The sequence below is a fragment of the Photobacterium sp. NCIMB 13483 genome (assembly GCF_003025475.1).
Classification (GTDB): domain Bacteria; phylum Pseudomonadota; class Gammaproteobacteria; order Enterobacterales; family Vibrionaceae; genus Photobacterium; species Photobacterium piscicola.
On record NZ_PYLV01000007.1, the window covers coordinates 134,843 to 153,557 of the forward strand.

An 18,715-nucleotide genomic window follows, 5' to 3' on the forward strand; every position below is an offset into this window, starting at 1 on the left:
AAATGCATGAACTATCACTAAGTATAAATACGGTTGATACCGTGGTTGAACAAGCAGAGAAACAAGGGTTTAAGCGTGTTGTTAGTGTAACCCTGACCATTGGTACTTTGTCGTGTATTGAACCTCAAGCATTAGCAACAGGGTTTGAATTTGCTTGTCGTGACACGATTGCGGAAGGCGCCCAATTGAAGATTGAATCTATTGCTGCTCGTGTATGGTGTTTAGATTGCCAGCAACATGTAGAAATTCCTGAGCGAGGGGTGAGTTGCCCGCGCTGTCACGGTTATCAACTTAATGTTGAAACTGGAGAAGAATTAATGATTAAACATATCGAGGTTGAATAATATGTGTAACGTATGCGGCTGCGGTGATAGCAGAATTGAAGGTCATTCTCACGAACAGGATTCTCACGAATATGCTCATGAACACCATGATCATCATCACCAGCATAACGATCAATTAGCGGCAGAAGTACCACAATCAGTTGTGATTCACCACCACTATCACCATCAGGGTGATGTTCATCATCATTTTCATTATTCTTTGCCTGCTGGTGTTATGCCGCAGCAACATGTGGATGGGCATCATCATGAGCATGAAAAGGGTCATATACATTCGCATGACCACGATCATCACCACGCCCATAGTCATGATCATCATCATGCAGATCATCAACCTGAGTGTTTAGATTCTGGTGATTTACATTACGGTAAGGGTGAAGCTGAAGTGCATGTTGCTGGTGTATCACAACGACAGTTATTAACATTAGAAATGGATATTCTAGGTAATAATAATCAGTTAGCAGCACATAATCGTGAGCATTTTATTGAAAACCATCAATTAGTACTAAATTTAGTATCAAGTCCAGGCTCAGGTAAAACAACCTTATTAACCGAAACATTAATGACATTAAAAGATCAGTGTGCTTGTGCTGTGATCGAGGGTGATCAACAAACCAGCAACGATGCCGATCGTATTCGAGCAACCGCTGTTCCTGCTATTCAGGTTAACACCGGTAAAGGTTGCCACCTTGATGCACAAATGATCCATGATGCCTATCATCAGCTTGCGATTAATGAACCTGGTTTTTTGTTTATTGAAAATGTCGGTAATTTAGTTTGCCCTGCAAGCTTTGATCTCGGTGAAGCCTCTAAAGTTGCGATTTTATCCGTGACGGAAGGTGAGGATAAACCGCTTAAATACCCAAATATGTTTGCAGCTGCTGATTTAATGATTATCAATAAAGTTGATTTATTACCTTATGTTGATGTCAATATAGATGATTGTATTGCTAATGCACGTAAAGTGAATCCTACAATTCAAGTTATTAAACTGTCAGCAAAAACAGGTGAAGGAATGGATGCATGGTTTAATTGGTTAAACGAAAACCGACAACAACTGTAATTATTTCGCGAATATTATTTGTTTTAAAATGCTGTAAATATATTTTATATACAGGCAGCATTTTAAATATTATCTGTCGATAAGCATGAATTAAAGTTAATTAGTGATAATGTTCAAAAATTTTTCCAAACAGACAAAGTATTACTATCATTTTTTTTATTTATCTATAGAATCCCGCGCAAACAAGCTAACAGAGCCTAAGCGTGCACCTACGTTATGTCTCTCATTAGCAATAATCTTGATGATAAACAACGTAAGTAGCCAATGAAAAAATACGCTTTTGTGACCGCATTATTATTATTAGCCGGCTGTGATATTACGACTGAAACACGTCAACCGCCGACAGTTAAAGATATTGAAATGTGTCAACAACGGATCGCTGTTAAAACAAATTATATCGTTAGCGCAATGTCTGATAACAGTGTGGATAATAAGTCGAAAGATAACCGTGGTTGGGTATATGTTAATTATCAAAAAGATAATAATCGTGGTTATTTAAAGTTTCGATGCAATGCCAACTATGTTGAAGTTTGGGCCGCAGGTGCTGCGATGTGGACTGGCCTGTAAGTGAAAATTAAGATGCTCGTACTATTATCAGTATGAGCATTTTTTGTATGTATTATGCTCTAGACATGTGTTGTTGTTAGTAGGGTGGGAAACAACGTATTTTTTTCATAATAGTATTGAATCATATATTCACCATTAACCGAGAGCGCTAAAAAATAAAGTAGTTCGTAACATTGTTTTTTCTTCACGAAATTTTCAATGGTTTTTAATGCAATCGCATTACTTAACGTCATTGGAAGGTCACAATACGGCGTGATAAACAAGCGCGTATCATTCTCTATGTTAGCAACAACTTCCACTATATTTTTATCATTGTTATCTACCACCTGTGGTGGGTTGTTTTTTGTTAATGGGTATTTAATTACTCGTTGAATAATACAGTAATGCTCATACTCAGCCCAACAACATAAAATATTGCCGAATAACGAAATGGCTTGCTTTTCTATTTCAATATAATGTGGTGCAAGATCTTCCAGTGGCACTACACCATTTATAGCTTGGGCATAATCACTAGTAATACAGTGGTATAGATTATCGGTTTGTAACGGCATTAAGTGATTAATCGTCTGTATACGAGCTGAGACTAATGTAGCAAAGAAATTACTATCACCATTTAAATGGATATGCTCATCAATGAATTGTAGAAAATTGTTCTGCAATATTTCTTGTGGCTGTGAGCCTAAAGGAATAGCTAAATTTTTGATTACACTTGTGTACATTCAATAACCGACTTAATAAAGATAATTTATAGATGAATGATAAGGTGTTCATTTATCAATTAATGCATCGATATGTATATAGTGTGACTATCATCAAATAAAATCGATGTCTGTTTTTCCATTTGTGTATTATGCGCCATTTTAGTATTAATAAGCAATACTTGTATGTTGTAAAAGTATTTTTGATGGGGTTTTATTTTTTATCAAATCGATAAATGAATACGATTGCAATAAGATTTATATCCTTGTTTATCGTTTGCAATTTTGTCATTCATCGCAAAAATAATGCTGCTTTAAATAGTGTTGAATATATATTTGTGATCGCGCCTGATTCGTTTTCATTAACTATTCTCATTATTTTATTAGTCGTTATTATATTGATATGTTTTTTAAATACTGATGCCATAAGATTTAATTTTGGATAAAACAATGTCGTGCTGGTATTGTTTATTTTATTGATGTTAAAGGAATAATATGAGTAAATTTTTTTGGTTTGCTTGGACTTGTGCCACAATGTTGCCTGTTCATGCAAATGCATCAGAATGGAATTCTTCAGGGATTGATGGGCATTATGTTTTATCGTCTTTAATTGATGAGCAAAGGGGACAACAAAAAGTGTTCTTTTCGCTTTATAAGGCAAAGTATAATAATAATGGCTTTGAGCGATTTTTGAGCCAATGTAATAAAAATGGGTTAGATAAAATTGTCTTAATGACGATTAATGGCCAAAAAGTAGAAATGGATAAGATTTGTCGTAGACCGAAAGATGGTAAAAATTATTGGGTTTATACTCCCACGACAAATGAAGGACTTGCTTTTTTAATTACGCAGTTTAAATATACAGAAACAGTCAAGATTCATAAAATTTTTGTCAATATATATAACCAAAAAACAGAATTAGATTTTAAGATTTCAGCTCAAGGATTTGTGCAATCGTGGAATAAAACAGAACCTATATTTTAATTTGTACGTGCCGTTGCATATCAAATGAAGATCAAGAGCGATATTAATTATATTGATATCGCTTTTTCATTTATTGGTTTCTGTATTTTGATAATGAGAATTGTTAATTGATATTATTATCATTATATTGAAATATTTATCGTTTATTGCTGGAATAATAAACAGATAAGAAAAATAATAGAGAGTACAATACATTATATAAGCGTTTGTTTTAGCTTGTATAATTCATTTTTATGATAAGGTTGATTTTAATATATGTAAAATTGATATAGGTATTAATTTATAAATAATATATTATTAGTTAGAATCAGGTGTTTTTCTATTAAGTTAATATATTGAAGTTATATTACTTTTGATAAAAAGATGTGGAAGATATTGCTTATGCATATTAATCCTTATCATTTTCTTAAATTCTAATCTATTTTAAAAAACGAAATGTTAAAATACACACGTACTAACCTTAATCATAAAGGCAATAATATATTTTACAAGTAATGTTATTGTTAATTAAATGTTTTTTTAATGCGTTTAATTATATTTGTTAGATAATATAGGTAATAACCTATATTAATATAATTTTTAGGGTATACCAATACATATTGAAAAGATGTAAAAATTAATATGGTAATTTTGTTTCATTGTTACATATGAGTTATTATGATTAAAATGTATAGATTTTTTTTGATTTTATTAGCTTCTTTTTTTATTACTTTTAATTTTACAGCGATAAAAAAAGCCAAACTTGAAAATGAAGTTGAAGAATATTTTAGATACTTAACAGATACGATTTATACGTATCAAATTAATGTATTTAATTCTAAGTTAATAAAAGGTGATAATTCCAAAGAGCTATTGATTTTTAATAAGCAACCTATTGATAATAAAGTAAAAGATATTTCTGAAACGATTGATAACTTCTTTTATATGATTAACGAAAATAGCATCATTAAAGGTAATTTATGGTCTGTCGCAAATGTTTATCCTAATTATATGTACATTAAGCCATATAGGAATGAATGTAAGAGTAAAGTAGATGAAAGAAAGAATATAGGTAATCAATATTTTAATTTTTTATTAAAAAAAGAAAATATTAAACGTAACTTAGAGCGTTATAATTTAATTATATATAGAACAATGAGAGTTGAAGGACCATTCTTTCAATGTAAAACAAATGAAAAATTAATAACAATATATTATCCATTATATTTAGAAAGAAAAATAGATTCTATATTGTTATTAGATATAAAGGCTGATTTTTTGAATGATTTTTTCAGAAATTTTAATCATAAAAATATGACTAACTTTAAGTTAGATAAAGCAGTAAAAATAGATGATTTTATTTATAATATTATAGCGAAACAAAAATATTTTGAGGCAATGAAAATTCCAATAAAAAGAAGCTATTGGTTTTTTTCATTAATCTGTCTAGTTGTTTTTACTTTTTTATCTGTAGTGTATGAGTTCATATTATTTTTACGGAAGAATATCAATGAAAATAAAAAAGACAAACTAACGGGATTTTATAGGAAAGATTGCTTTAATGATAATAATCGTATTGTCAGTTGTTTGATTATTATCGATATAGATTATTTTAAAAAAATAAATGATACTTATGGTCATCAAATGGGCGATTATGTGTTAACTGAAGTATCTCATCGAATTATGGCTACTATTAATAAGTCAGATATTGGGATTCGATGGGGTGGGGAAGAATTTGTTATTTTAGTAGATGATATTGTTAATATTACTCGGTTACATTTAAAATTAAATGCGCTGCTACATGCTATAAGTGATCAAAAGATATGTGATATAGATGTTACGATATCTATCGGATCTTTTTTATCATCTAGTAATATTATATTATCTGAGGCCTTTAAATATGCTGATGATGCTCTTTATCAATCAAAAAAAACAGGGCGAAATAAGTATACTATTACTGCTTATTAATATGATTAGTGGTGATTTATTTTATATAGGAGTGCGAGTAAATTTAATGATTATTTAAGAGGTTCTATTTTAGAAAGGAGGAGGAATAATTGTTCTTATAATAATAAAACAAGTAGAAATAAAATTAAGATTGGAGCGGATAACGGGAATCGAACCCGTGTCATTAGCTTGGGAAGCTAAGGTAATACCATTATACGATATCCGCTTGATATGAAAACAATAAACATTTGTTGTTATGAGGTCAATAGAAATCATGGTAATTAGTGTAATTAGTACAAATATATGAACAAAATGTATGATATCTAATATTCACTGTTTAAAATAACATCAATAAATGAATTTAATGTAAAGTTATATTTTTATAAATTATGCTGCATTTTTATGTCTTTAAAGAATATCGCACCTAAAGTTTTATCATAATATGTTTAAATTGTGACGAAATATGTATTTTAGTAGTATTTTATATTCATTGTCTTGTATATGGGATAGTATATCTGATACAAGCATATGAATGTAATTATAAACATAAGCTAATAGCTATGTGATGATTTCATCTTAGTTTTTAATGCATCCTGAAGTATTAATAATGAAGTTAAAAATTACCCCATCGAGTGTAGCAATAGTTATTTCTTTATTGTTAACGTTGATCGTTGTTGAAATGTTTTTTTTAAATGAAAAAAAACAATTTGAGCTATTGAGTAAGAAAAATGATTTAGTCTTTGAACAAGACGTATCAAAGATTATTAACAATGAAATCAATAATATGGTTATTACGTTAAAAACATTTAATTTGTTATTTAAATCAACAAATTATGATTCTTCTCAATTCAATATATTAGCAAAAGAGGTTATGACAACCAACAGTAGTGTCTCTGAGTTACAATTTGCACCATTGGGGATTATTCAACTTACATATCCTTATTCAAAAAATAACTCAGCAGTTGGTCATAACTTAAATCGGTTAAAGAAAAGACATAAAGGCGTCTCATTATCGATTGATAATCAATCTCTTACATTAATTGGACCGATAAAACTTATTCAAAATAATCGTTTATCTTTTATTTTACGATTACCTATTTTTAATGAAAAGTCCCAATTTACAGGGTTTATTATTGCGATTAGTGATCTTCAAGGTATCAGTGATAAGTTACCTTTTAAAAAATTATCTTATAAAATTCAAGGGTTTGATCCTGATGGTGAAATGTTAACAATATTTGATAATATTATTGATATGGAAAAGGGGCCAATATCTGTTTTTAATGTACCAGTCCCTAATGGTAACTGGTTGTTTTCAATACAAAATGACAGGTATAATGAGAAAAAGCATTTCATTATTCGTATTGTATTATATTTAACGGTGTTGTCTTTTTTCTTTTATATTTACAAGCGAGAGCGGCAGCTTTTATTGACGAATAGTCATATGAATGATGCGAATAACATATTGAAGCTTGCTATTTTTATTGATGAGTTGACTAATATTTATAATCGCAGGTATATGAATAACGTACTGAGGCAAATATTTTTTTCAAATATTACAACAACACATAGTATTGCCTTTTTAGATATTGATCATTTTAAAAGGGTTAATGATACTTATGGACATGATGCAGGTGATGAAATATTAAAAGTATTTGCTAGTATTTGTTCAAATAACATACGAAAAACAGATGTTATTGCTCGTTGGGGTGGTGAAGAGTTTATTTTATTTATGGAAAAAACCAGTAACATTCATGCTGAAGATGTCTGTTATCGAATTTTAAGGGCTGTGAATAAGCATTCTTTTTTATATGACGGCCAAGTTATTCATATTACTGTTTCTATCGGGTTAACTTCATTCTCACCACAAAATGATCAAATTGAGATGGTGCTTAAAAATATTGATAAAGCTGTTTATCATTCAAAGAATAATGGCCGTAACCGAATTACTACTATATAAAATTCACAAATAATAATTATAAAATATATTTATATATAGCGAGACATACATATTGCATTATCACCGTAGTTTATAGGTGTAGTTAAGTTGTTATCAGTAATAAAATTATATCGTTGCCAAAATGCTGCGGAATTTTGAACTGAAACTAATGAAATAGACTGATAGTCCAAATTTTCAAGTACAGTAAATAGATGGCTAAGCAATAATTTTGGTAATCCTTGTCCTTGAGCCGAGGTAATGATTGCTAAATCATGTAGGTGTAGGTGATTACTCTCAATTGGTGTACTTAGTTGATCTAACTTAGGTGTTGAACCTTTATGATGAGGGTGACTAATGAGATACCCAAGGACATGCTGTTGCTCATTGATACATACAAAGCACGTTTGTGGTGATATTGTAACTTTGCTTTTTAATACTTCAATAGCTTCTGAAAAATCATCACCATAGGCTAAATGTTGAATATATTCAATTTGCTGCCAATGTGATGTCTGGATGGGGATTATTTTCATAAGTTTCTCATAGTTAGAATAAGCACTACTTATACCTAGCCATAGTTATGATTACAATCCGAACATCTTACTTAATATGGAATAAATTGTAACCAAAATTGAATGGGTGATTTTAATACGCTGATATCGAAGTTAATATTTAGGTGAACTTATAATATATTTTTAAGAATTTTGATTTCATTTTAACTTATTAATTATATTCTAAAAGTTGTTAGAATGCAGAGAGATATTACGTTATATTATTCTTTGGATTCAAGATGGCTTTCCTCGTAGGTTTTTTCTTATTACCACACCAACAATTAAAATATCGATTAATTATTGCTCGATTTAAAATCAAAGGCACGGAAAAAACGATTCGTTATTGTGTGAGTCATGGGTTAAATAAAAACCTAAATTTCTTATTACATCAGTTAGATCGATATTGTGTTGAATTTGAAATGATTTATGCGTTAGTTGGTGAAATAAAACCATTATAAATCAGTTAATAATAATGTTTTTTAAGCGGTAATTATTAAATCCGTTATTCGCTTTAGATCTCATTTGAAAAATCCAGTATCATATTAATATGTTTCTCTACAGTTATTACGTATGAAAGAGCCGCAGGCCATTCCTTTAGTTGATGATGTTGATACATTGACACGATTAAAAAAAGCATTTGTTGCGGGTATTTGGGCAACATTAGCCAGTATTTCGATTGGTTTTTTGTTTAAAGTTTGGTTGGCACAGTGGGTAGCAAAAGACGATTTAGCACTATTTAATAGTGTTATTGATATTGTGTCATTATCATTAATTTTAATGACGGGCTTTCGATCATCAATGGTTGTTACTTACAGTCAGACACACAATGATCATGATATTATCAATATATTCCGCTTCAGTTTGATTATCGTTGTACTTATTACATGGGGTTTAGTTTTACCCTATATAAAACATGAATTACATATAAATGTTGGCTATTTTGAAATGGTTGGCGTTATTTTTGGTATGGGGTTAAAAATATACTTTACCAATTTAATCGCTATGTACCGTTTATACGATGTTTCAAATAAAGTGACATGGATTGAACCGACATCAAATGTTATTACCTTTGTGTGTTGTTACTATATTTTACACTTTACTGCGTTAGCTTCTCTTTTTTATAGTGTAATGGTTTCTTCATTGATTGTTGCTCATTTCATGTATTGGAAACGTAGAAAACAGATAGCGACAAAACCGTTAACGACGGTGCAGCTTGATCCTAATATGCGTAATTATGTCCGCAAAAGTTTCACGGCATCTTTAGAAGCCGGAGCCAGTATTTTAATGATTTATGCGGCGGTTCTACTAACGATCACCCATTTTAGTTTAGATGAGTTAGGTGATTTTCAAGTGGTTGTTAGACCGATATTTACTTATATGACAATGTTATTCGTATTTCCTATCTATCGATTTGTATTACCTGAATTATCGCAAAGTGTACGTAAAGGTGAGCATGCTCAAATACGTGCTATTCGTCGTTGGGTATACCGATTAGCTGTCATTGTGAGTGTGAGCTTTTTCTTGGTTATGCTTATTGGTGGTAAAGATATTGTTGGGTTTATTTTCCCTACACAATATAAAGGTGCAGAGATTGTATTATTTCATTTCTCTATTTTCTTTATTTTCATGATGCTTAATGCTTACCAGTTAGCGTATATCAAAGCTCATGGTAAATTTACATTGAGTTTAATGATTCGATTAAGTGGCATCGTTACTTTGGTGGTAAGTTATTATCTGCTGGCACTGTTTACTGCCAATGTGGTGGCAATTATTGTGGCGCTGGGTTTTGGGTATGTGATGATGTTTATTTTATCGACCGTGGCAGAGCAGCAGATTTTACGTGAATATCGACGCCAAGGTGTTAGTGTTGATTGAGTGATTAAATCTTCTGATGTGAGCCAATAAAAAAGGTTGAGTGTGTTGTTATTTCTTTCTTATTGAAAGTGATAGCCACTCAACCTTTTTATTTTCTAGATCAACCTAGTCGCTCTTGTTGGGTATCTTTTGATTATAAGACGGGCGACATACCATAGCTGTGACCGTTAAGTAGTATGATGGCTAACAACACCAACAATATGCCCCCGAATAATTTTAGAATAATACCAGTCATTGTTCGTTGGCGTTCGTTGGTGGCTAAATAGCGGCTGACGATTTTCTTACCAGATAAGGTCAATAATGCAATGGCTGATGTGGTCAGTGCTGTTCCCACTGCCATGAGTATTGCACTTATAACGCCAAGCCAATACAGTCCAACCATATTAGCAAATAACAACACTAAAATAGCACCAGTGCAGGGACGGATACCAATACTGAAGATGATGACAATATATTCTCGTAAACTGGTCGCGTTATTAATTTCATCTGCACTAGCAAAGTGTTTATGACCACAACCACATTCACTACCATGGTTATGGTTATGGTTATGGTTATGGTTATGGTTATGGTTATGGTGCTGTTGTTGCATTCTAAGTTGCCATGCCTGTTTTAGACTGCGGTAAATAACGATCGCTCCAAGTAACAGCATGGCCATAAAACTATAGCTAATAAATTGATCTGCGGCATCGTTGACTTGTCGCATTGAGGATTTAAAAAATATTAATAAAATACTGACTAACGTAATGGCAACCAGCGCTTGTACAAATGCTGATACCACCGTCATGATTAAGCTGGCCTTTATTTTTGTAGGGTTAGTGGCGAGGTAAGTGGTGACAATCATTTTACCATGACCGGGGCCTAGCGAATGAAAAATACCATACAGAAAGCTCAAGCCTGCTAATGAATAAGCGGCGGTTATGTTTTGTTGTGCATCATAGAGTAAATCACTTAACTGACCATTAATGTCGCGTTGCCATTTAATACTTTCCATCAGTAGTGCTGGCCATTGCTGCCATAACATATAGCCACTAGCCACAAACAGCAGTAACACACTTATACGGGCTAACCATGAGACAGGTGTTGGATGAATTTTAGCGTGTTCATGCGATTGATGATGAGCACAAGATGATAGTGGAGGATTATTATCAACCTCTACAGGGGAATGATAGTCGGATTTCATTGGATAGATCCTAAATTAAAACTATTTGGTGGAAGGCGCAGTGGTGTTGATATCGCAGTGTAATTTTACTGTTTGCGTAAACACTTGCCCTAATTGATTATCAGGATCAGCATCTGCTGGAAGTGACATGGCAAAAGTTACTTGTTCTGGCGTTGGGTTTGGCTCTACTAATGTAAACCGACATGTTTTTGCTAGTTCTGGAGAAAGGATAATGTCACTTTTATTACCCCATGACATATCAACATAATAACTTGGCTCAAAAATTAATAATTTCAACGAATCTTTGGTGATAGCTTTTGGCTTTGCTAAAGGTAACTCAAAAGTCAGTGTTGCTTTTGCGCGGGGTTTAACCAATTCGCCACCGGCTGGAATATGGTATTTAATTGGCGTTTCATTATCATAAAAATAAGTAAAATAGTGCGCATTTTTCATGTTTTCCATCACTGATTGGGCTGTATCTTTCAGTGTTTGCTGCTTGTTTGCTGGCGATATGTCTTCGCCATCCAGCATATAAGCAGTCGTCATGGCATCAAATGTCCATACCATCTTAAACCCTGTAATTTGAGTGCTACTTCCCTCTATGTAGGTTTTCATATTAATCCAAGAGTGGGGATGCGCTTGGCTGGTTAGGGGTAATAACGCAGCGATGGATAATATAAAACAGGGTAAGGCATTCAAACGCATCTAAGTAGGCTCCATATTCATCATTTGATGAGTGACAATAATTCTGGTAAATAGCAATATTCTTGTTATGTTATAACATAGAGCTATTAATGAATCTAGGTGAAGATATGGGCATTATTTGAAGAGTATTGAGCTGTTAACTATAGAGTACTAACAGCTCATTGCTTTATTAGGTAGATTAATTGTCACTGCCTAAAATAAAATCAGGTTTTACTAGTCGACGGCAAAGAGATAATAACTGTTCACATTCTTGTGCATTAAGGGGAGCATAAAAATCAAGTGTAATGGCTTTAATGACAATATCAGCTTGCTGCTTGACCGTTAATCCCTTAGGAGTAAGCACCAAGTACCGTGCTTTTTTATTATCGATACTTTTCTTTGCTTCAACTAAGTCTCGTTTAATGCAGTTATCGATTAAACGTTTTGTTACTGATCGCTCTCGTTGTAATGCTTCTGCGACGGTCTGTTGAGGTATTTCACCTAAATGATCTAATACTCGTAATGCACCTAGCATTTCTAAAGTGATATCAAATTTTGAATTAAGTGATTGATTAGCAATGGTTCTAAATTGTTTGTAAGTAATTCCAATGGTAAAACTTAGGCTACTATCCAATTCAGGTATATTAGTAATAACAGAATTCATTAGGATCTCTTGGTCGAACTTAAGAAATGGATTAAAAACAATATACCTAAAGTTACCGCCAGTTCCCACCCGCGTAGAAAGGTACTGTTCAAATTAAAGCTATTATTTCCTAAATAGAGTTGGATCGGTAATACTGTCGCTAAAATGGTATCAGCATGAATGTCACGCGCAATACCGTTAGTTATAGTCATCATCAATGCTAGAACAAATATCAACCCCCCAAGAATAAAAGCGTAGTAAGGAATAATGGTTTGATGTCCCATCATCAAAACTGAAAAAATCAGAGCAATCACACAACCTCCAATTTGAGTGATAAAACGTAATTTTACTGTTTTTACATAGTTAGTTCGGTTTAACTGTGTAACCGCAGCAATAACGGGTACTAGGCAAAATGTGGCTGAAATTAAGTCAACGATCATAAGAAACGCAACGCTGATCCCCAGTAAAGTTAATGTGATAAATCGGTGTCGATAACTGACATTAAACATGGGCATAGGAGTTAATGGTGGTTGTTGGGCCGTGATAGGAAATAGCCCTATCATTATTTTTGCTATTACAGCGGTAATGATCATTGCTAATAATATTTCATGGATCCTCATTGCCATATTCATATCAGTATGTTGAGCAAAAATAATGATTAAAATCCAATTAAACGTTGGCATTAATAATTGATTTAATTTTGCAGGCGTATTGGCTCGACGCCGCATAAAATCAAAGAAAAATAAGCTGATCGTCCAAATAATAAAAGGATGGTTATAAAATAAGTTACTAACAATTAACGCTGTGCTAGCGGCGATAAACGTAGGTAAGAACATTCGGCCAATACCAACCCATGAAAATTGACGCCCTTTGGTCATTAACAGTGTTGGATAAAGTGCAAAATAAACTGGCGAATTAAAATTGGCTAATTTACCTATTAGCATACAAAAGGTGATGGTTAACGCAATTCGTAACGCATTATTGGTATCACTTTTATTAAATGTCATATGCCTTACTCACTAATAAATATAGTGAAAAATAGCGACTAGCTTGATCCATATTTGCGCTATTGTATTGATAATTGGGTTACTGCTTTGAACAATAACACTGGCCCTGGCACCTGAAATTAAAGCAGGATCAAGATCATTAACCGTAATACGAGTGCGAATTTTTTGTAATTCACGGATCCAATTTTTATCATTTGCTACTGTTGATAGTTGGTTATTGGGGTTTTCAGCATCAAATTCAGCCCGATCTTGACTGCTTATCTCACCTTTGAATACTTTGCCTGGAATGGCGTCAAACGCAATATAAACCATATGTTGAGGTTGTAATTAGGTCATTCCTTTTTCATTAAAATCGGCGCTTAACCAGACATTGTTTTCATTAACGATAAACAGAGCAGGCGTACCTTGATTAATATAGCTTCCCACCTGTAGTTGTAGGTTGGTGATTGTGCCTGTGGTTTGGGCGATCACATGGGTATGTGCTAAATCTAATTGAGCTTGAGCTAGCTTAGCCTGAGCTAATTCAACGGCAGCATTGTTAGATTTGCCATTAAGCAGGGCTTTTATGCGTAGTACATCAGCTTTAGCACCTTGATAAGCACTATTTGCAACTGCTGCTTGTGTTTGTACGTCATCAAATTGTTGATGAGTCACCAAGCCTTTATTAATTAATTGCTGAAATCTAGTGAGTGAAATAGCGGCATTATGTGATTGTAATTGACGTTGTTTTAACAGCTGATTTGCAGTGACTAATTGCTGTGTTTGTGCGGAATAGTTTTGATCTGCTTGGGCTAAATCTGCTTGAGCCTGACGCACCTTAAGTGCATAGGGGGCAGGATCAATGTTAAACAGTAGCTCTCCTTTATCGATTGTTTGGCCATTTTTAACCGCCACATTGGTGATCACACCAGAAACTTGCGGTGAAATATTGGCAACAGCACGGTATAAAGTTGATTGAGTGGTAAAGGGCGCAATGTTATCACTAATCAATAAAAAGAGGGAAAAACACGCAATGATAGTGAGTACGCTATAAATAAGGTATTGATAAAATTTTTCTTTCATTTTTTTGTAACCTATACAACAATAATAGATGTAATTTAATCTTATTTTGTTGTATGTGCAACAATAATTTGGTGTGTGTTTATAACGTATTGATTATATGGAATATATATTTAGCGATAAGGCATGAAGTGAAACAAACAAATAGCTTTAAGATAAAACTGTAAAAATAAGTTAGAATATAAAAAGAGCGATATATTTTAAGTGCGTAAGAAGAGAAGCAATAGCGTCTTTAATTCCTTGGTATTATCGTGGCAAAATTAGCATCACATGATGAGAATAATAAATAATGAAGAAAAAGCTATTTACTGCGACTTTACTCTTACTTTTGAGTACCTCTGTTTTGGCTGCTACGGCAGAAACAGCACTACCTATCCAATTATCATCTGTTACTCAAGATGTTGATGTTGAAAATAATACGACAACACTAATCGGCAAAGTAGATATTGTTCAAGGTGGCATCACCATTAAAGCAGATAAAGCGGTGATTAAACTTAATGCGAAAACTAAAGAATTAAAAACGATTGAAGTGTATGGCAAGCCTGCTCACTTCAAACGTGTAATGAAAGATGGCAAAGTCATTAATGGTGAATCGAGTTATGGCATCTATACTCCTTCTGATAGCATGATGGTATTAAAGAAAAACGCTAAAATAACCCAAGATGGGAATATTATTCGCGCCAATACCATCAGTTATAATCTTAAAGCGCAGTTTATGAAGGCGACGGGAACTAAATCTCAGCAAGTTAAAACCAAATTATTACCGGAAACGAAGTAAATATATTTCAGAGCAGACCGTCACTATAAAAAAGCACCGAATTATCGGTGCTTTTTTTAATGTTTTTAGATACCATCTTCTTCAGGAATTAATTTGGGTTTCTTTTGTTGCTGAAGTTGTTCATCTAAACTTGTTATTCCTCTATGTGCTGATGCTAATGCTTGTTGGCAAAAATCAGTTAAAGTATATTCATCTCGCTCAAGTAGCATTTCTGCTGCCATTTGTAGATTCGTGCCCGTTAATACTTTTATCTTTTCATTATGCTGACTGAGAAGTGATGCACATCTAAAAGGCGTGCCTCCCAAGAGATCTGTCATAAAAACAACGCCATCATCGAGTGGTAATTGGCTGAGTGCTATTTTTATTTCTTTATCTAATTGTGCAGTGCTCATGGATTCTGAAAAATTGATACAGATAAGTTGAGGCTGATGACCAATGATTTGCTTTAAGGCTTGTTCCATACCGGATGCAAAAGCGCCGTGGCCTGTAATAATTATAGATATCATGGTTTATTCCTTAAAGTATGCCACTAAAACGACCAGCTATGCTTATTACAACTGTTACACCAATAAGTTTTAATGGACTCCAACCCCGTTTGACTAAGGCATACATAAGTAAGGTGTATAGCAAAGGTAAAAATGCAGGCATTAACTTATCCAGTACATCTGCCTGTAATTTCACAACGGCATCGCCAGCTTCAATTTCAGCAGTTGTTGATAGACGAACATAAGTGGCAACCAATGCACCAATAACGGTCATTCCGACAATAGAGGCAGCATGACCTACTTTTTTAGTATTTGCTTTGATCATTGGAATTGCAGCCACCCCCATTTTGTAAGCATAGTGAGCGAGTCCAAACCGTAATCCAAAATGTACGCTATTGAATAACAATAAGAATACAACAGCCCCCATGATTGAGCCTTGCAAAGCGAGATCGGCACCAATACCTGCACAAATAGGCAATAAAGTTAACCAGAACATAGCGTCACCAATACCTCCCATCGGTGCGCCAACGGCTATTTTCGTACTTTGGATACTGTTAACGTTTTGTTTTGAACGCTCCATTGCCAAAATAATACCCATGACGAATGTCACTAAAAATGGGTGAGTATTAAAAAACCCCATATGACCTTTCATTGATTTGGCTAAGTCAGCTTTATTGGTATGAATTTTAGATAGACCGGGCAATAAGCCATATAGCCAACCAGAAGCTTGCATACGTTCATAATTAAATGATGCTTGGAGTAGCATTGAACGCCATGCCATACGGTTTATATCAGCAGAGGTGAGTTCTGCGCCTGTGCTTTTATCTTCGTATTCATCTTCACCAATACCAGGTGCTGGACGTACATCAGGGTTTTCGGCAGGAATAGAAGTTGCAGGGTGAGTGTGAGCATTAGATACCATCTTCGCAATCCTCTTGTGGTTTAGTTTGTTGTGCTGGTTCGGGTTTACGCATGAAGTCAATAATTGCCATCGCTGTTGCGGCAGAGGCAATGGCTAAAATAGGCAGTTGTAGCCAAGCTGCGGCAACGAATCCAAGGATGAAATAAGGAATGTAAATATTTTTCATCATGATCTTCATCAATACTGCAAAACCAACCGCAGGCATGATGCCTCCTGCAACGCCTAAACCATCAATCAGTTGTTGAGGTAGCATTTGCACCATAGTTCCCGCATGTTCAGCACCAAAGTACACAGGTAAAAATGCACATAGGAAATAGAAAGACCCAAGCACTAATAATGCTAAATAGTTAACAGTTTCAATTCCTTTAGTATCTGCATTTCCTGCCATCTGATCACATTTTGACATCACGGCAGACATTGCTGAGAACAGTAAAGTGATTCCCATTTGTACGGCAACCGCGAAAGGCACTGCTACACCAACGGCCACATTGGGTTCAACCTTTGTTGTAATAGCAAAAGCTGTGCCCACGATAGTACCAATGATGACATTTGGTGGTTGCGCGCCTGCGAGTGGGGCTAATCCCATCCAAATCAGTTCTAAAGTACCGCCAACCAAAATACCTGTTTGAAGATCACCAAGTATCAGTCCGACAAGAGGCCCAAGAACAACGGGACGGTGAAAGTGTGTTAAGCCATTAAATAAATCTAGCCCTGCGAAAAAGGCCAGAATACCGAGTAGTACTGCTTGTAGAAATCCTATTTCCATGACGTTATCCTTTTACAGTAGAGTAAAAATATCCGTTGCTGTTTCTGTTGGAACACCTTGGATATAACATGCAATTTGATGATCTTTAAGGTAATGAAACGCGGCAATATCATCGCTATCAACCGAGACTGTTTTCGCTATTTGATTTTTATTGGCACAGTAATGCATATTGCCGACATTAATCGCAGCAATGGGTACACCACCTTCAATAAGATGCTGAAAATCTGTTGGTGTTTTACAAACAAGTAAAATCCTTTGTTTATCGTTAGCTTTATGAATGGTTTCAATTGTTTTTTGAAGGGTCCAGAATCGAATACTGATACCATCAGCAATAACCATTTCCATTAGATTTTGCTGTATTTCATCATTGGCAACCTCATCATTGGCAACAACAACAATATTTGCGTCAGCGAATCCAACCCATTGCACACCTACTTGACCATGAACTAAACGTTCATCGATACGACTTAACACTATATTTGGCATATATAGACCTCTGTTATTTTGGTTTTCATTTCATTTCTTATTTTCATGAAAACATGTTTTTAAATCATATTTTGTATTTCAAGTCACAATTCGAAGTTATTCGAAAATATATATCTTTCGTTTTGTTGTTTTTGTGCTTTTGCTTTTGATGTATGTCACTAAATAAATAAAGCATCAGGAACTTGATGAATATGAATGTTAATTGATCAGATATGTTATGACGTGAGCAGATGAAGCTGTTTGATTTTGTTATATGCGGTATTCTATGACGAGGATTTACCAACAAAAAAGGATACACAGTGGAATTAGTAAAAGTTAATACCAGCAATCTAGCGATCTATTTAAATTTAACTCAAGCTTATGAAGCTGAATTTTCACCGTTAACGAAGAAAATGCCTGATGATGAGGGTAAGTTTGCTTTAGACACTCCAATTGAGGGTAATGTCACTGGCTATTTATTGTATATCGAAGGTAAACCCGCAGGATTAGCTGCTATTGCTAACGAGAGTGTTGATCATTACGAAGTGTGTGATTTTTACGTTGTACCCGTATTTCGTAAGAACAAAGCTGGTCAACGTTTTGCCCATACGCTATTTGATATGATGCCGGGTCTATGGCAAAGCAAGCAGATTGCAGGCGCTGATAATGCGATTGCTTTTTGGCGACGCGCGATTGGTAGTTACACCAATGAAGTATTTGTTGAAGACATTTATCACGATGAATACTGGGGTGATGTCACCCGCCAATGTTTTAAAACCACCGCTTAATTCGCAGTTGCTTAAATAGTA

General features: G+C 34.0%; 20 protein-coding genes, 1 tRNA gene and 1 pseudogene. 10 read left to right on the top strand and 12 right to left on the bottom strand.

Annotated features, from left to right (window positions below):
* Positions 1 to 2: 2 nt before the first annotated feature.
* The 3 genes from hypA (at position 3) to C9I86_RS08065 (ending at position 1,971) form a co-directional block, all read left to right on the top strand.
* The gene (hypA, locus tag C9I86_RS08055) at positions 3 to 344 is read left to right on the top strand and encodes a hydrogenase maturation nickel metallochaperone HypA (RefSeq protein ID WP_080156302.1); all 342 of its coding nucleotides are present in this window, start codon (positions 3 to 5) and stop codon (positions 342 to 344) included.
* A 1-nt stretch (position 345) separates the two neighbouring features.
* Entirely contained in the window at positions 346 to 1,404 is a 1,059-nt protein-coding gene (gene hypB, locus C9I86_RS08060) for a hydrogenase nickel incorporation protein HypB (RefSeq protein ID WP_107276095.1), read from the top strand.
* A 264-nt stretch (positions 1,405 to 1,668) separates the two neighbouring features.
* The gene (locus C9I86_RS08065; protein WP_080156300.1) at positions 1,669 to 1,971 is read left to right on the top strand and encodes a hypothetical protein; all 303 of its coding nucleotides are present in this window, start codon (positions 1,669 to 1,671) and stop codon (positions 1,969 to 1,971) included.
* Between the two features lie 59 nt (positions 1,972 to 2,030).
* Here the strand turns inward: C9I86_RS08065 and C9I86_RS08070 are convergent, their stop codons facing one another.
* The gene (locus C9I86_RS08070; RefSeq protein ID WP_107276096.1) at positions 2,031 to 2,690 is read right to left on the bottom strand and encodes an acyl-homoserine-lactone synthase; all 660 of its coding nucleotides are present in this window, start codon (positions 2,688 to 2,690) and stop codon (positions 2,031 to 2,033) included.
* Between the two features lie 474 nt (positions 2,691 to 3,164).
* Between C9I86_RS08070 and C9I86_RS08075 the strand changes: the two genes are divergently transcribed.
* Together C9I86_RS08075 and C9I86_RS08080 are read left to right on the top strand one after the other, a co-directional pair.
* Positions 3,165 to 3,653: a hypothetical protein gene (locus tag C9I86_RS08075; RefSeq protein ID WP_080156298.1), complete on the top strand. Its 489-nt coding sequence runs from the start codon at positions 3,165 to 3,167 to the stop codon at positions 3,651 to 3,653.
* A gap of 657 nt (positions 3,654 to 4,310) precedes the next feature.
* Entirely contained in the window at positions 4,311 to 5,600 is a 1,290-nt protein-coding gene (locus C9I86_RS08080) for a GGDEF domain-containing protein (RefSeq protein WP_107276097.1), read from the top strand.
* A gap of 131 nt (positions 5,601 to 5,731) precedes the next feature.
* Here C9I86_RS08080 and C9I86_RS08085 read toward each other — a convergent pair.
* Positions 5,732 to 5,805 (bottom strand) — tRNA-Gly (locus C9I86_RS08085).
* A 381-nt stretch (positions 5,806 to 6,186) separates the two neighbouring features.
* Between C9I86_RS08085 and C9I86_RS08090 the strand changes: the two genes are divergently transcribed.
* On the top strand, positions 6,187 to 7,536 hold the full coding sequence (locus C9I86_RS08090; protein ID WP_158258932.1) for a diguanylate cyclase: 1,350 nt from the start codon (positions 6,187 to 6,189) through the stop codon (positions 7,534 to 7,536).
* A 29-nt stretch (positions 7,537 to 7,565) separates the two neighbouring features.
* Here C9I86_RS08090 and C9I86_RS08095 read toward each other — a convergent pair whose 3' ends face one another.
* Entirely contained in the window at positions 7,566 to 8,045 is a 480-nt protein-coding gene (locus tag C9I86_RS08095) for a GNAT family N-acetyltransferase (RefSeq protein WP_107276099.1), read from the bottom strand.
* 257 nt (positions 8,046 to 8,302) lie between these two features.
* Here C9I86_RS08095 and C9I86_RS08100 point away from each other — a divergent pair, with 257 nt between their 5' ends.
* Complete coding sequence (locus C9I86_RS08100; RefSeq protein ID WP_107276100.1) at positions 8,303 to 8,521, top strand: hypothetical protein; 219 nt, start codon at positions 8,303 to 8,305, stop codon at positions 8,519 to 8,521.
* A 112-nt stretch (positions 8,522 to 8,633) separates the two neighbouring features.
* Positions 8,634 to 9,938, top strand: a complete 1,305-nt coding sequence (locus C9I86_RS08105; RefSeq protein ID WP_080156293.1) for a hypothetical protein — start codon at positions 8,634 to 8,636, stop codon at positions 9,936 to 9,938.
* 133 nt (positions 9,939 to 10,071) lie between these two features.
* On the opposite strand, the gene C9I86_RS08110 is transcribed toward C9I86_RS08105, so the two are convergent.
* The 5 genes and pseudogenes from C9I86_RS08110 to C9I86_RS08130 all read right to left on the bottom strand — a co-directional run bounded on the left by C9I86_RS08110 (position 10,072) and on the right by C9I86_RS08130 (position 14,493).
* Positions 10,072 to 11,118 (bottom strand): nickel/cobalt transporter, encoded by a 1,047-nt coding sequence (locus C9I86_RS08110; protein WP_107276101.1) that lies wholly within the window; start codon positions 11,116 to 11,118, stop codon positions 10,072 to 10,074.
* Positions 11,119 to 11,139: 21 nt separating this feature from the next.
* The gene (locus C9I86_RS08115) at positions 11,140 to 11,802 is read right to left on the bottom strand and encodes a DUF1007 family protein (protein ID WP_107276102.1); all 663 of its coding nucleotides are present in this window, start codon (positions 11,800 to 11,802) and stop codon (positions 11,140 to 11,142) included.
* Positions 11,803 to 11,980: 178 nt separating this feature from the next.
* Positions 11,981 to 12,445: a MarR family winged helix-turn-helix transcriptional regulator gene (locus C9I86_RS08120; RefSeq protein ID WP_107276103.1), complete on the bottom strand. Its 465-nt coding sequence runs from the start codon at positions 12,443 to 12,445 to the stop codon at positions 11,981 to 11,983.
* On the bottom strand, positions 12,445 to 13,431 hold the full coding sequence (locus C9I86_RS08125; protein ID WP_107276104.1) for a DUF2955 domain-containing protein: 987 nt from the start codon (positions 13,429 to 13,431) through the stop codon (positions 12,445 to 12,447). Before C9I86_RS08125 ends, C9I86_RS08120 begins: the two co-directional genes overlap by 1 nt.
* Positions 13,432 to 13,443: 12 nt before the next feature.
* A pseudogene (locus C9I86_RS08130) lies at positions 13,444 to 14,493 on the bottom strand (HlyD family secretion protein).
* A 286-nt stretch (positions 14,494 to 14,779) separates the two neighbouring features.
* On the opposite strand from C9I86_RS08130, the gene lptA reads away from it, so the two are divergent.
* On the top strand, positions 14,780 to 15,268 hold the full coding sequence (gene lptA, locus C9I86_RS08135) for a lipopolysaccharide transport periplasmic protein LptA (protein ID WP_080156287.1): 489 nt from the start codon (positions 14,780 to 14,782) through the stop codon (positions 15,266 to 15,268).
* A gap of 65 nt (positions 15,269 to 15,333) precedes the next feature.
* Here lptA and agaF read toward each other — a convergent pair whose 3' ends face one another.
* Genes agaF through agaV form a run of 4 tightly spaced genes read right to left on the bottom strand, consistent with a single transcriptional unit; the run spans position 15,334 to position 17,927 of the window.
* Positions 15,334 to 15,774: a PTS galactosamine/N-acetylgalactosamine transporter subunit IIA gene (gene agaF / locus C9I86_RS08140; protein WP_107276105.1), complete on the bottom strand. Its 441-nt coding sequence runs from the start codon at positions 15,772 to 15,774 to the stop codon at positions 15,334 to 15,336.
* Between the two features lie 10 nt (positions 15,775 to 15,784).
* The gene (gene agaE, locus C9I86_RS08145; protein ID WP_080156285.1) at positions 15,785 to 16,675 is read right to left on the bottom strand and encodes a PTS N-acetylgalactosamine transporter subunit IID; all 891 of its coding nucleotides are present in this window, start codon (positions 16,673 to 16,675) and stop codon (positions 15,785 to 15,787) included.
* Positions 16,665 to 17,441: a PTS N-acetylgalactosamine transporter subunit IIC gene (agaW, locus tag C9I86_RS08150; RefSeq protein ID WP_080156284.1), complete on the bottom strand. Its 777-nt coding sequence runs from the start codon at positions 17,439 to 17,441 to the stop codon at positions 16,665 to 16,667. Before agaW ends, agaE begins: the two co-directional genes overlap by 11 nt.
* A 12-nt stretch (positions 17,442 to 17,453) precedes the next feature.
* Positions 17,454 to 17,927: a PTS N-acetylgalactosamine transporter subunit IIB gene (gene agaV / locus C9I86_RS08155; protein ID WP_080156283.1), complete on the bottom strand. Its 474-nt coding sequence runs from the start codon at positions 17,925 to 17,927 to the stop codon at positions 17,454 to 17,456.
* Positions 17,928 to 18,226: 299 nt separating this feature from the next.
* Here agaV and C9I86_RS08160 point away from each other — a divergent pair, with 299 nt between their 5' ends.
* Positions 18,227 to 18,694: a GNAT family N-acetyltransferase gene (locus tag C9I86_RS08160; RefSeq protein WP_080156282.1), complete on the top strand. Its 468-nt coding sequence runs from the start codon at positions 18,227 to 18,229 to the stop codon at positions 18,692 to 18,694.
* Positions 18,695 to 18,715: the final 21 nt, after the last annotated feature.